This is a genomic window from Paraburkholderia dinghuensis (assembly GCF_003837865.1).
GTDB lineage: Bacteria > Pseudomonadota > Gammaproteobacteria > Burkholderiales > Burkholderiaceae > Paraburkholderia > Paraburkholderia dinghuensis.
Window position 1 is genome coordinate 272,991 of sequence record NZ_RQIS01000003.1, and the last position, 13,236, is coordinate 286,226.

The 13,236-nt window shown below is 66.0% G+C and carries 9 protein-coding genes; 2 read left to right on the forward strand and 7 right to left on the reverse strand.

Features of this window, described 5'->3' with window-relative positions:
• Positions 1 to 218: 218 nt before the first annotated feature.
• The 3 genes from D1Y85_RS05840 to rsxB form a co-directional block, all read right to left on the reverse strand.
• A complete protein-coding gene (locus D1Y85_RS05840; RefSeq protein ID WP_124150086.1) occupies positions 219 to 653 on the reverse strand; it encodes a DUF1841 family protein in 435 nt (144 codons plus the stop codon).
• A gap of 70 nt (positions 654 to 723) precedes the next feature.
• Complete coding sequence (nth, locus tag D1Y85_RS05845) at positions 724 to 1,368, reverse strand: endonuclease III (RefSeq protein ID WP_124150087.1); 645 nt, start codon at positions 1,366 to 1,368, stop codon at positions 724 to 726.
• Between the two features lie 35 nt (positions 1,369 to 1,403).
• Positions 1,404 to 2,288, reverse strand: coding sequence for an electron transport complex subunit RsxB (gene rsxB / locus D1Y85_RS05850; protein ID WP_124150088.1), 885 nt, complete (start codon positions 2,286 to 2,288; stop codon positions 1,404 to 1,406).
• A gap of 406 nt (positions 2,289 to 2,694) precedes the next feature.
• Between rsxB and D1Y85_RS05855 the strand changes: the two genes are divergently transcribed.
• Positions 2,695 to 3,327, forward strand: a complete 633-nt coding sequence (locus D1Y85_RS05855) for a TetR/AcrR family transcriptional regulator (RefSeq protein ID WP_124150089.1) — start codon at positions 2,695 to 2,697, stop codon at positions 3,325 to 3,327.
• 94 nt (positions 3,328 to 3,421) lie between these two features.
• On the opposite strand, the gene D1Y85_RS05860 is transcribed toward D1Y85_RS05855, so the two are convergent.
• The 3 genes from D1Y85_RS05860 to D1Y85_RS05870 all read right to left on the reverse strand — a co-directional run bounded on the left by D1Y85_RS05860 (position 3,422) and on the right by D1Y85_RS05870 (position 7,063).
• Positions 3,422 to 4,699: a polyhydroxyalkanoate depolymerase gene (locus D1Y85_RS05860; RefSeq protein WP_124150090.1), complete on the reverse strand. Its 1,278-nt coding sequence runs from the start codon at positions 4,697 to 4,699 to the stop codon at positions 3,422 to 3,424.
• Between the two features lie 235 nt (positions 4,700 to 4,934).
• Positions 4,935 to 6,788, reverse strand: coding sequence for a glycoside hydrolase family 15 protein (locus D1Y85_RS05865; protein WP_124150091.1), 1,854 nt, complete (start codon positions 6,786 to 6,788; stop codon positions 4,935 to 4,937).
• A 125-nt stretch (positions 6,789 to 6,913) separates the two neighbouring features.
• Positions 6,914 to 7,063: a DUF3096 domain-containing protein gene (locus D1Y85_RS05870; protein ID WP_124150092.1), complete on the reverse strand. Its 150-nt coding sequence runs from the start codon at positions 7,061 to 7,063 to the stop codon at positions 6,914 to 6,916.
• A gap of 408 nt (positions 7,064 to 7,471) precedes the next feature.
• Between D1Y85_RS05870 and D1Y85_RS05875 the strand changes: the two genes are divergently transcribed.
• Entirely contained in the window at positions 7,472 to 8,632 is a 1,161-nt protein-coding gene (locus D1Y85_RS05875) for a lactonase family protein (protein WP_124150093.1), read from the forward strand.
• Between the two features lie 85 nt (positions 8,633 to 8,717).
• Here the strand turns inward: D1Y85_RS05875 and D1Y85_RS05880 are convergent, their stop codons facing one another.
• Positions 8,718 to 13,121 (reverse strand): DNA translocase FtsK, encoded by a 4,404-nt coding sequence (locus D1Y85_RS05880; protein ID WP_342773450.1) that lies wholly within the window; start codon positions 13,119 to 13,121, stop codon positions 8,718 to 8,720.
• Positions 13,122 to 13,236 lie beyond the last annotated feature (115 nt).

The following is a 13,236-nucleotide window of genomic DNA, read 5'->3' on the forward strand; positions in this document are numbered from 1 at the left end:
TCTGACGCTGGTGGAATTCAGTACTGGCGGTGGGAGGGGCAAACGATCGGGGCATCGACCGCCTCACGGCGATGCCGGAGCCGATCGAGATCCGTGCCCTCGCAACAGAATCAGACAGGTCACAGCAACCGGGTCGCCCGCTCATCGTCCATGCGATTTTGCAGAGCCCGGTTCTTCGCCGCGCGCAACCGGCACGCGCACGCTAAAACGCTCCGGTTTCAATCGCGCGAGGCGCGGCGCTCGATGCGGGCGAGATAGGCGTCGGTGTCGGGCGGCGTGTTGGTCCGTTGCGCTTCCCAGATCGTTTCACCGAGGCATTCCATGATCGCGTGCTGCGCGTCGTGCGTGGAGCCGAGGCGCGCGGCGAGCCGCTCGTGTGCCGCGCGGATGCCGGGCGGTTGATCGATCGACAACTGTTCGCTGATCGCGAGGTGCATCGACAGATGCAGGAACGGGTTGCTCTGGCCACGCTCGGGCGAGTAGTCCTGCGCGGACGCCGCGTCGGCGTCGGCGAGTTCGGTGTGATACTCGGGATGCTCGACAATCCAGTCGGCAGCGATCGCCTCGAGCGGGGTGAGGATCGCGCCTGCGCGCTGCTTGCGCCAGGTTTCGGTGAAAAAGCGGCGGACTTCGTCGCGGCTGGGATTGAACATCTTCGGTGGGTGGTGACGTTTAAGGCGAGCGCCTATTTTACGCCGCACGGCGTGCGGTCGCTGGCGGCGCTCAGAGTTCGGGCGGTGGCGTCTTCGGCTTGAACTCGCAGAGCGGTTCGATCACGCAGTGCCAGCATTCGGGGCGACGCGCCTTGCACACATAGCGTCCGTGCAGGATGAGCCAGTGATGTGCGTCGTGGCGGAACTCGGACGGCGTGAATTTTTCGAGCGCGACTTCGACGGCCCGCACGTCTTTCCCGGGCGCAATACCGGTACGGTTCGCAACCCGAAAGATATGCGTATCGACGGCGATGGTCGGCTCTCCGAATGCGATATTGAGCACGACGTTGGCCGTCTTGCGCCCGACGCCGGGCAGGCCTTCGAGCGCTTCGCGCGTCTTCGGGACTTCACCGCCATATTGCGCGAGCAGGATCTCGCAGGTCGCGACGACGTTCTTCGCCTTCGTGCGATAGAGGCCGATGGTCCTGATGTATTCAGCGATACCTTCCTCGCCGAGCTCGAGCAGCTTGCGAGGCGTGTTCGCGACCGGATACAGCTTGCGCGTGGCCTTGTTCACCGACACGTCGGTCGCCTGCGCCGAGAGCATCACAGCGATCAGGAGTTCGAAAGGCGTCTCGTACTCGAGTTCGCTCTTCGGGTGCGGGTTCAGGCTCTGCAGCGTTTCGTAGATGGCTCGGCGCTTGGTGGCGTTCATTGCTCGTGGGCTTTGTCGCGTCAGCTCGTGCCCGCTCAGGCGGGCGTGTCCTCGTTCTTGTCGCGGCGCGGCGCGGGCGTATCCGTGCCGTCCTGCGCGGATTCGTCGATGCCGAGGCGGCGTCGGCGCGCATGCGCTGCGTCGATCTGCGCCTGCACGTCGGCGCTCACGTTCTCGGTGTTGCGAGGGCCGTCGCCCCGCTCGGCCATTTCCGCCTTCTTGCGGCGCGCGCGTTCGAGCGCCGCCTCGATGATGGCCTTTTTCTTTGCTTGCGCGTCATCGGCGGGTGTGACTGGGCTTTGTGCTTCTGCAGCAGATGCGGCGTTCGGGGCCGCGCCGGGCGTCGACGCAGAGGAGGCGGTGGACGAAGCCGCCGCTCGCCGTGCCGCGAGCCTTGCCTCGGCTGCATCGCGCTCGCTCGCGAGCCGTGCCTGGCGGCGCCCGTAATGCACACGTGCTTCGTCGGCCTGATCCTGCGTCCACGCATCCCAGCCGGTCGCGATGCCCGTGACGGGGATCATGGCGATGCAATCGACGGGGCAGGGTGCTACGCACAGATCGCAGCCCGTGCACACGTCCTTGATGATGGTGTGCATCTGCTTGGGCGCCCCGACGATCGCATCGATCGGGCATGCCTGCATGCACAGCGTGCAGCCGATGCAAAGACTTTCGTCGATGAACGCGACGGGGCGGGGACGCTCGACGCCGTTGTCGGGATTGATCGGGATAACGCTCTTGCCGAGCAGCTTCGCGAGGCGCGCGACACCCTCGGCGCCGCCTGGCGGGCATTGGTTGTAGCTGGCCGTGCCGGCGGCGATGGCCTCGGCGTAGGGCCTGCAGCCGTCGTAGCCGCACTTCGTGCATTGCGTCTGGGGCAGCAGATCCTCGATGCGGTCTGCGAGGGTCCTGGAATCGTTCACGGGTTTTACGTTTGCAGCATCAGGGCGGGCCGCGCGGATTGTGTCTTGCGTGTCTTGTGTGTCTTGCGCGCCGCAATGCGGCGGCGTGTGCACGGCCCGAAAGTCGCATTATCGCCGATTTCCCGCATTGCGATTGGCGGGTCATGTGCCATAATCAAAGCGCTTACTTCGAAATGATTGTCGGGGACAGCGTCGAAAGATGGCGCGCGAAACGGCAAAGTACGGCAACCAGGCCGGCCCGTAAAACAGAGAACGCAAGACCGTAGGATGAAGGGTGTCTGTCCATTAACCTGGCGCGCCCCGTTCAACGCCGCCGCCCGCGTGTATGAATAAGGGCGAAAAACGGGCTAGGAGAGGCCCGGCGGTGTGATCCGGAAAACGCGGCTTACCGAGCGATCCTGCCACTATGAATCAGCCAAAAATCAAAAGAGATCCTGAAGGCACCCGTCGTCGCATCCTGCTTGCCGCGGCGGAAGAGTTTGCAGGTGGTGGTCTGTTCGGCGCACGCGTCGATCAGATTGCACGCCGCGCGGAAACCAACGAGCGCATGCTCTATTACTACTTCGGCAGCAAGGAGCAGCTGTTTACGGCTGTGCTCGAGCATGCATTCGGCTTGCTCACCGACGCCGAACGCGCGCTCGACCTCGCCGACCTGGCGCCTGTCGAGGCGATGACGCGGCTCGCGCATTTCGTCTGGGACTACTACCGGGACCACCCCGAGTTCCTGCGGCTCATCAATAACGAGAACCTGCATGAGGCTCGCTACATGCAGAAGTCCACGCGCATCCGCGAGATGATTTCGCCGATCGTAACGACCGTCTCATCGATTCTCGCGCGCGGCGAGGCGGCGGATCTGTTCCGCCCGAACGTCGATCCGCTGAGGCTTTACGTGACGATCTCGGGCATGGGCTACTACATCGTGTCGAACCGCTTCACGCTCGCTGCTACCCTCGGGCGTGACTTCAGCTCGAGCGCCGAGCGCGCGGAGATCGTCCAGCTCAATACGGAGATGCTGCTTGCATACGTGATGCGCAAGTAGCGTCGCTGAAGACCCGGGCTAGCAAGGAAGCGCGCGCCGCACACGACGGCGCGCTTCATGGCGTTCGTACCGTTGACGCGGTCCTTGAGGGAACTCAGGCGACCGCGTTTTCGCTCGTGCGTTGCTTCGTTTGCTGGTGCTGACGGATGAACTCGCGCAGTTGCGGATAGATGATCGTGCGCCAGCGGCGGCCCGAGAAGATGCCATAGTGGCCGCACTTCTCGGCGGTCAAGTGATTCTTCTGCGCTTCGGGGATGCCCGTGCACAGGTCGTGCGCGGCGCGCGTCTGGCCTGCGCCCGAGATGTCGTCGAGTTCGCCTTCGATCGTCAGCAGCGCCGTGGTCCGGATGTCCTGCGGCCGCACGCGCTCACCGGCCACGTCCCATGTGCCTTCCGCGAGGCGGAATTCCTGGAACACGGTCTTGATGGTCTCCAGATAGTAGTCGGCGGCCATGTCGAGCACGGCGTTGTATTCGTCGTAGAACTGGCGATGCGCTTCAGCATCCTCTTCGTCGCCGCGCAGCAAGCTCTTGTAGAAGTCCCAGTGCGACGCGGCGTGGCGCCCCGGATTCATCGCGACGAAGCCTGCGTGCTGCAGGAAGCCCGGATACACCTGGCGCCCTTCACCCGGATAGTTCGCGGGCACCGTATGGATCACGTTGTTCATGAACCAGTCGAGCGAACGCTCGGTGGCGAGCGAGTTGACCGACGTGGGGCTGCGGCGCGCGTCGATCGGGCCACCCATCATCGTCATCGTGCGCGGCGTGTCTTCTCCGCGGCTCGCCATCAGCGAAATGGCCGCGAGCACCGGCACCGTCGGCTGGCAAACGGAGACGACGTGCAGGTTCTTCGCGCCGATATGGCGGATGAATTCCTGGATGTACGCGACGTAGTCGTCGAGGTGGAACGGGCCGGCCTCGAACGGGACCATCCGTGCGTCGATCCAGTCGGTGACGTAGACCTTGTGGTCCTGCAGCATCGTGCCGATGGTGTCGCGCAGCAACGTGGCGTGGTGGCCCGAGAGCGGCGCGCAGATCAGTACCACCGGATCGTCCTTGAGCGCCGTGACGGTGGCGCTGTCGTCGGCGAAGCGCTTGAAGCGCAGCAGGCGGCAAAACGGCTTCTGGATGATCGTCTGCTCGACGATCGGAATGTTGAAGCCGTCCCTGACGATCTGGCGGATATTGAATTCCGGTTTCTCGTAGTCCTTGCCGAGCCGGTAGATCAACTCGTAGCCGGCGGCGAGGCGCGTCGCGCCCGGCACGAGCGAGAACGGGCTCGCGGGATTCGAAAACGACTTGGACGCCGCCTGGGCCCAGGCGGTCATCGGGCTCAGCAGTGCGCGCTGAAATTCGCGGATGTGATAGAGCATGGGTGCTCCGGCGTTATGGTGTGGTCTGTATCCGGCGTATCCGGTGCGCGCGGGCTAGCGCGTCTCAAAAATGGGCCGGACGGATTAGTATTTTTTCGGGCGCCACACCGATCAAGGTAAGGAAACACGCGGACCACGTGTGACGCACAGGTCATGCCAATTCCTTAGGGTGCCAGATCGTTGTGCAGCGCAACAACTCTAGTTTAGCTCAGCTTTGGGAATCCTGACGCATGCGTCACTGCGTCGCAACAGTTTCCGTCTCCGCGGGTACGCCTTTGCAAGGCGGGTGCCCAGTCTCCTTTGCCATTTCCTGTTCGTGGCGGATCAGGTTCAGGCCCGTATGCACGAGCGCAACGTGTGAAAACGCCTGGGGGAAATTGCCGACCAGCCGCCCTGCGACGGGGTCGTATTCCTCGGACAACAGCCCAACGTCGTTTGCCAGCGACAGCAGGCGCTCGTACATCGCGCGTGCGTCGTCCGTGCGGCCTTGCAGCGCGAGGTTGTCGACCATCCAGAAACTGCAGGCGAGGAAGGTGCCTTCGCCCGGTGGCAGTCCGTCGTTGAATTCCGTCGTGCGGTAGCGCATCACGAATCCTTCGCACATCAGGTCGCGCTCAATGGCCGCAACCGTTCCGGCGATGCGCGGATCCGACGCAGGCAGAAAACCGACCAGCGGCATCAGCAGGAGGCTCGCGTCGAGTTCGGTGCCGTCGTAGATCTGTGTGAACGAGTTGAGCTGCGTGTTGAAGCTGCGCGCGCAGATGGTCGCGTGGATCGTGTCGCGCAATGCGCGCCAGCGGTCGAGCGGACCCGGCAGACCGAATTTTTCAGCGGATCGGACCGCGCGCTCGAAGGCCACCCACGCCATTACTTTCGAGAACGTGAAGTGCTGGCGGCCGCCGCGCGTCTCCCAGATGCCCTCGTCGGGCTCGGTCCAGATCTTTTCCAGGTGATCGAGCATCGCGCACTGGATCGACCACGCGGTTTCGTCGGCCTGCAGTCCGCCCACTCGGGCGAGATGCAGCGCGTTCGCCACTTCGCCATAAACGTCGAGCTGCAGTTGGCCGACTGCGTTATTGCCGATCCGCACAGGCTTCGCGCCCTCGTAGCCGGGTAGCCAGTCGATTTCGGACTCGGGCAGACGCCGTTCGCCCGCGAGCCCGTACATGATCTGCAATTGCGACGGCGAGCCCGCCATGACGCGGCCGAGCCACGCGCGCCAGGCGCGCGCCTCGTCGAAGTAGCCGCCGCGCATCATCGCGAGCAGCGTGATGGTCGCGTCGCGCAGCCAGCAGTAACGGTAGTCCCAGTTGCGCGTGCCGCCCAGTTGCTCGGGCAGCGAGGTGGTCGGCGCGGCGACGATGCCCCCGGTCGGCTCGTAGGCGAGCGCCTTCAGCGTGATCAGCGAGCGCCGGATCGGCCCGGCCCAGCGGCCCTCGACCGTGCCGCGCGCCGACCATTCGGTCCAGTAGTTCTCGGTGCGCGCGAGCGCCGTGAACGGGTCGCGCGGCGGCGGCAGGCGCAGGTGCGAGGCCGCATACGACATCGAGAACGGCACGCGCTCGCCTTCTTTCACCTCGAACTGCGCGACCGTGTGCATGTTTTCGCCTTGCAGGTCCACGGGCGTGCGCACGACGACGGTATCCGGGCCGACGACCGCCTTGATGCCGTTCTCGTAGGTGAGCCGGCTCACCCACGGCACCGAAAAGCCATAGTCGAAGCGCAACACCAGCTCGGAATGCATGCGCACGGTGCCGCGCCGGCCCACCACGATGCGTACGAGTTCCGACCAGCCGTTGCCCGGCGGCATGAAGTCGATCAGCGTGACGGCACCATCGGGCGTTTCGAAGTCGGTTTCGAGGATCAGCGTTTCGCCGCGGTAGCGGCGCGTGATCTTGACCTCGACGCCGGGGTCGACCTCGGGTGCGATGAGCCAGCGGCCGTTCTCCTCGGTGCCGAGCAGCGCGGCAAAGCACGCACCGGAATCGAATCGCGGCCAGCAAAGCCAGTCGATGGATCCGGCGCGGGACACGAGCGCGGCGGTGTGGCCGTCGCCGATCAGGGCGTAGTCTTCGATGGGAGCGGGCATGGTTAGCGGTCCGACAGGCGTTGTATGGTTTAACGGCACATGCACGGACAAGATTAGTGGGTGCAGGGGTGTGTGCGCAACGCGTTTTGCCGGAGCCGCTTGCCCGATGGGGCCGGGCGTGTTGTTCAGAGGTGGCCGCTGACGCCGACGAGACCGAGCATTCCTATGATGATCAGGTACAACGCGACGATGTAGTTGAGCAGGCGCGGCACCACGAGAATCAGGATGCCGGCGATCAGCGAGGCAATCGGGCCGATGCCGAGATGGATGTTCATGTTCGATTCCTGGTAGGGCCTGTTTGCGCTAATAACAGGCGTGTTCCCTGGCTTAAAAAATCCATTTCACGGGCTGGCCGCCAGAAGGGCCGCTTGCCGGTTCGTCGCAATCCTCGTGCTCGGCTTGTCCGGCGGAGCGCGCAGGCCTGTTACTGGCGTGAATGGGCCGTATGCGGGCGCGTGTCGCGCGCGGGTGATCAACGTCTCTTATACTCGGGGCGGATCCGTCAGAACATGGTGCGCTCGCGCGTGACGCCGATCTGCTTCGCTGCGCAAGAAGGGGAGACCGACGTGTTCTCGCGCCTTGCATCTGCATACGCCGTGCCCGGTTTGAACCGGTGCATCCCGCGCGGGCGTGCCCGCGGACTTTTCCATCGTCTCAATCAAATCATCGACGGTCTCGTCATCATGACTCTCGTCTCCGCTACCCACGCCCTCGCCCAATCGTCCGCCGCCACCGCACCTGCGGACGACGGTGTCTGCAACCTGATCGTCGGAACCTACACGGGCGGCAAGAGCGAGGGGATCTACGTCTTCCGTTTCGATGCGAAGACTGGCGACGCCACTCCAGTGAGCGTCGCGAAGACGGTGAATCCTGCTTATCTGGCCGTGAGTCGCGACCGTCGCTTCGTTTATGCCGTCAACGAATTGCCCGGTGAAGACGGGCCCGCGTCGCTACGTGGCGACGTGAGCGCGTTTGCCTTCGATCCCGCGAGCGGGCAACTCAAGTTTCTCAACAAGGTTTCCGCCGAGGGTAATGATCCGTGCTATCTGAGCCTGTCCCCGGACGGGCGTTATGTGTTCGTCGCGAACTACTCGATTGCCGCTGATCCCGGTGGCAGTTTTGTCGTGCTGCCGGTCGAGCAGGACGGCACGCTCGGCACGCCCCTGCAAACCGTGCGTCACGAGGGGCGCGGCCCGGTGAAGGGGCGTCAGGACAGCGCCCACGTCCACTCGACGGTGTTCTCGCCCGACGGCCGTTTCCTCTACGCGCAGGATCTCGGCGCCGACAAGCTCTACACCTGGCGCTACACGGCGGACGGTAAAGGTGGTGTCGTCAGTCCGGCTGAGTGGCATTACACGGAGATGAAGGCAGGTTCCGGCCCGCGTCATCTGGTCTTCAGCAATGACGGACGCCACGCGTACGTCATCGACGAGCTGGCCGCGTCGGTCACCGTGCTTCGTGATCAGAACGGGCGCCTCGTGCCCGAGCAGACCGAGCCGCTCGTCGAGCCCGGCTTCAAGGGCGCGGTGGGTGCGGCGGCGCTGCATCTGTCGCCGGACGGTCGCTTCCTTTACGCGTCCAATCGTGGCGACGCCAACGACATCACGATCTTCGCAGTCGATCAAGCTGGCGGGAAGCTTTCGCGCGTCGGGCGTCAGTCCAGCCTCGGAAAGACGCCGCGCGAGTTCTCCATCGATCCGACCGGCCGGTGGCTGATCGTCGGTAACCAGAATAGCGACACGGCTTATGTGTTCCGCCGCGATCCGCAGACCGGCCTGCTCGGGCCAGACCCGAAGCGGCTCGACATCGGGGCGCCGGTCGATTTCAGGTTCGTCGCGCGGTAACGCGTTTGCCGTGCGACGCCCCACGAGCGTCAACGCGCTGTGATTCCGGTACGTCGAATGAGGCGCGGCGTGCGCCGCGCCTCGCTTACTCAGGCTGACCCGGCGCGAGCACTTCACGGCTGCCGTTGATGCCCATCGGCGAGACTAGACCCGCCGCCTCCATCTGTTCGACGAGCCGCGCGGCGCGGTTATAGCCGATGCGCAACTGCCGCTGCACGGACGAGATCGACGCGCGCCGCGTGCGCACGACGAACGCGACGGCTTCGTCGTAGAGCGGATCGGCTTCGGCGTCGGGCGCGTCGCCGAAGAGGTCCTGCGGCGCGCCTTCGGAGGCCGGTCCGTCGAGGATGCCTTCCACGTACTCCGGCTCGCCGAACTGCTTCAGATACTCGACGACTGCGTGCACTTCTTCATCGGCGACGAACGCGCCATGCACGCGCTGCGGATAGCCCGTGCCGGGCGGCAGGAACAGCATGTCGCCCTGGCCGAGCAGCGACTCGGCGCCCATCTGGTCGAGGATCGTGCGCGAGTCGATCTTCGACGACACCTGGAACGCCACACGCGTCGGAATGTTCGCCTTGATGAGGCCTGTGATGACGTCGACCGAGGGGCGCTGCGTCGCGAGAATCAGGTGGATGCCGGCCGCGCGCGCTTTCTGCGCGAGACGTGCGATCAGCTCTTCGATCTTCTTGCCGGCCACCATCATGAGGTCGGCGAGTTCGTCGATCACGACGACGATCATCGGCATCGGCGAGAGCGGCTCGGGTGCCTCGGGCGTGAGCGAGAACGGATTGCCGATCTTCTTTTCCTGCGCTTGCGCGTCGCGGATCTTCTGGTTGAAGCCTGCGAGATTGCGCACGCCCACGGCCGACATCAGCCGGTAGCGCTTTTCCATTTCGCCGACACACCAGTTGAGCGCGTTGGCGGCGAGCTTCATGTCCGTGACGACCGGCGCGAGCAGATGCGGAATGCCCTCGTAGACTGACAGTTCGAGCATCTTCGGATCGATCATGATGAGCCGCACGTCCTCAGGCGCCGCCTTGTAGAGGAGCGAGAGGATCATCGCGTTGATCGCGACGGATTTGCCCGAGCCGGTCGTGCCCGCGACGAGCATGTGCGGCGCCTTCGCGAGATCGGTGACGATGGGCTGGCCGACGATGTCCTTGCCCAACGCGATCGTGAGCTTCGAGGGCGAGCGCTGCCACGGCGCCGATTCGAGGATCTCCGAGAGCCGGATCATGTGGCGGCGTGCGTTGGGCAGTTCGAGCCCCATGCAGGTCTTGCCGGGGATCGTTTCGACGACGCGGATCGACGTGAGGCCGAGGCCGCGCGAGAGGTCCTTCATGAGGCCGACGATCTGGCTGCCGCGCACGCCGAGCGCTGGCTCGATTTCGAAGCGCGTGATGACCGGACCCGCCGATGCGCCGACCACAGTAACCGGCACCTTGAACTCCTGGAGGCGCTGCTCGATGAGCTGGCCCGTTTCGGCGAGCTTTTCCTCGGAGACCGGTTCGGCGTCCGACGAAGCGTGCTCGAGCAGATCGAATCCGGGCAACTCGACCGCCGACGCGGTGAGCGGTTCGAACACGAAGCCAGTCGGTGCGTGGCCGCGCACCGGCTGGCGCGCGGCGGTTTCTTCTGTCGTGGGGGGCAGTCCGGCTGCCTCGTCGTCCGAGTCGCTTTCGGACACTGCGGCCGGGGCCGAGGTGGCTGCGGCGAACGTCGGTCCGGGTGCGGCAGCGGTCACGGCGTGTGGGAACGGCGCGGCGATTGCTGCGGCGTCCCATGGTGCGGCGATCGACGGCGCGCCGGGTGCGGTTGGCGTGGCTGGCGACGCCGCTGGTTGTGCGGTATGTGCGGGGGTGATTTCCCACGGCATTTCAGCGACGCGCGGGAAGCGCACGATGTTCGAGCCGTCTGATGACCCCTGCGAAGGGGGGAGGGCGCTCGCGGGCTGTTGCGCGGTTTCGTCGGCGCCGATCGTCACGCGCGCGGGTAGCGTTTCATTTGCGTTCGCGTCTGCTGTTACGAGTTGCACGGCGACTGCGTCGGGGACGATCGGTTCGCTCGCTGCAGGCGTCTCGTCCGTGTCCGTATGAATCGTGACGGGGGCCGCAACCGGCGCAGCCGTCGGCGCGGTGGACATCGCCATGTCCGCGTGCGTGGGGGCGAACGTCGTGACCGCTTCGTCGCTGCCCGTTGTGTCAGCAGGCTCCGGTGACGCTTGAATCTCGTCCAGCGGTTCGTCGTCGAGCAGGATCCACGGTGCGAGGCCGTGGTCAGCCGCGGGCCAGGACGGCTGCGGCGGCGCGGCGAACGCGAGCGGCGACACGCCGCTGTCCTGACCAGCCGTCACGGTCGTGCTTTGTTGCTGCACGGCTTCGGCTGGCGGCGCGTCGGGCATCACGTCGTGCCGGAAGTGACTGGGCGTTGTCGCAGCGGTTACGTGGCCGGTTTCCGTGGGCCGCATCGAATGAATGCGCGCGAGGGGTTCGCCGGGGTCGGTATCGTGTGCCGACGCGGCGACGGGCGCATCCATGCCTGTAGTGGCCGGCACCGCTGCAGACCACGCGTCGTGCAGAGCAAACGGCGTCGCGGAAAACGGCGTTGCCGTATCGGGCGCGAGCGCGCGCGTGTCGCGGGTGTCATACGCGATCGAGTCAGCGAGCGCTGCCTCGTCACCCGGCACGACGTCCGGATCGGCATCGTGCATGAAGCCGGGTTGCGGCGCGCCGAACGTCGTTGGCGTCTCGGGCAACCATGCGAAAGGCGCGGCTGCGGACTGCGTCTGATGCACTCCGGTGGCTGGTGACGCATCGAATTCGCCATGGGCGGTGGCCACAACGTCCGTTTCGGCGGACCACACCCCTGCGGTGGCCGGGCGAGGCGCGGCAATGGTGCCTCCACCCGTCGTAGCCGGGGCAGCGACCGGCTGTGTTGCAGCCTGTAAATTAGCGCTCGGGAATTGCGGCTCCGATGTATTCGCGTCAGAGAGATTCGCGTCCGTCCCGATCGCGACCTCCGGGTGTCCCCCGGCGCTCGAGTGCCGCGCGAGGCTCGCGCCAGCGAGCGTCGTCCAGCGCGCGGCGTTTTCCTCGATCGAGCGCAGCGTGTCGAGCACGTTCGTCGTGAGCGGTGCGGGCGATTTTGGCTGGACCGGCAAAGTCGTCTGCGGCCAGGTTGCGGTCGCTTCGGGCAGCGCCGCCATCGGTGCGCCCGGCTGTGCTCGCATGGAGTCGCGCGCGGATTTCGTCGGCCAGACGAAAGGGCGAGGCGGCTTCGGCCGAGGCGGCGGCGGAGCAGAAGCCGCGGCGCGCGCGGCCGTGCTGCCCGCTACCGGCGGCGGGCCGTTGCGCCGGGCCGGCGGCGTTTTCGCAAATGGCGACGCGAGCGGATCGAGCGGCGTCGCGGCGCGTGCGGCCGTACTGCCGGCGTCGAAGGCGTGTGCGGCCGGCGTAGCGCCGGGCGCGACCGAAATAGCCGATGCCACAGTGCGACCCGCTGGCATCGGCGGGCGAACCGGTTCGGGCCGCCATGGCGCATTGGCGCCGGGCGTCGGCGTGACGGCTGCGGCCAGGGGTTCGGCCGCGCGAGCCGTTTGCCGTCGCGCGTCGGCGGCCGAAGCCGGTCCCGTCATGGCACGCCCGCCCGTGGGCGGCGTCGCGCGCAGCCATCCCGAAGGCGCGACCGGTTCGCTGCGGGCCAACCCCGATGCCGGGGCCACCGGGTCCGCCAGACGTGGCTCAACGCGCCACGACGAGGCGCCACGCGACGCGTCACTGCTTGCCGCTGCGATGCCCGAGGCAATGCCACCTGCAGCAGCGCCCGTCGCCCGTGCGGTCGTTGCGGGCGGCCGCCACACGGTCGGGCGCCGACGCGGCGAACCGTCGAGTGTGGTCTGCGAATCGACGGAATGCGTACCGCTCACGCTACGCGCAGGCGCGGTGTCGGTATCCGCTGCACGGCGGCTGCGCCGCTCGCTGCGCGACGTGCGATCGTCGTCACGGTCCGCGCGGATGTTGAGGCCCAGCCCGAGCGACGCGTCCGCCCACGCAAGCACGCCGCGCCAGCGGAAATCGAGGAACCACGGCAGGCTCACGACGAGAAGTGCCGTCATGACGAGCGGTGCGGCGACGTGGCCGACCAGTTTGCCGAGTCCCAAGCCGAGCGCCTGCCCGAGCGCATTGAAACCGCTAATGTGAATCAGCGTCGCTTCGAGCGTGCAGCTCGCGACGAGCACGCCGAGAAAACCAAGCCAGAGCCGGATCGTGCCCGGTCCGCGCACGCCGGCGCCGCCGGGCAGTACGGACCTGACGAGACGCCAGATCAGAGGGATCAACCAGACGGACGAGGCGCCGAGCCAGCCAGGAACTACCGTGTGCATGCCAGAAATAAACGAATGGAAGTAGTACAACGCGTCGAGTGTAACCGCTCGGCCGTCCCGGACCGACACGCGGTTGGCGGCGACGCTACGCGCGCCTTGACGCAAGTTTTGCCGCGTGCGGAACGCCGCGGCCTGTACCTGTCGTGCGTATCGCGCGTATTCTGCGAACCGTGCGAATCAGGCGTAATGCCACGCTGGGCCACGGCGTGGCGGGCGGAGC

What these genes read in the sequence shown, in the direction of transcription:
- D1Y85_RS05840 (WP_124150086.1), bottom strand. Translation starts at nt 653, where the DNA reads ATGTTCAATCCCAGCCGCGACGAAGTCCGCCGCTTTTTCACCGAAACC.
- nth (WP_124150087.1), bottom strand. Translation starts at nt 1,368, where the DNA reads ATGAACGCCACCAAGCGCCGAGCCATCTACGAAACGCTGCAGAGCCTG.
- D1Y85_RS05855 (WP_124150089.1), top strand. Translation starts at nt 2,695, where the DNA reads ATGAATCAGCCAAAAATCAAAAGAGATCCTGAAGGCACCCGTCGTCGC.
- D1Y85_RS05860 (WP_124150090.1), bottom strand. Translation starts at nt 4,699, where the DNA reads ATGCTCTATCACATCCGCGAATTTCAGCGCGCACTGCTGAGCCCGATG.
- D1Y85_RS05865 (WP_124150091.1), bottom strand. Translation starts at nt 6,788, where the DNA reads ATGCCCGCTCCCATCGAAGACTACGCCCTGATCGGCGACGGCCACACC.
- D1Y85_RS05870 (WP_124150092.1), bottom strand. Translation starts at nt 7,063, where the DNA reads ATGAACATCCATCTCGGCATCGGCCCGATTGCCTCGCTGATCGCCGGC.
- D1Y85_RS05875 (WP_124150093.1), top strand. Translation starts at nt 7,472, where the DNA reads ATGACTCTCGTCTCCGCTACCCACGCCCTCGCCCAATCGTCCGCCGCC.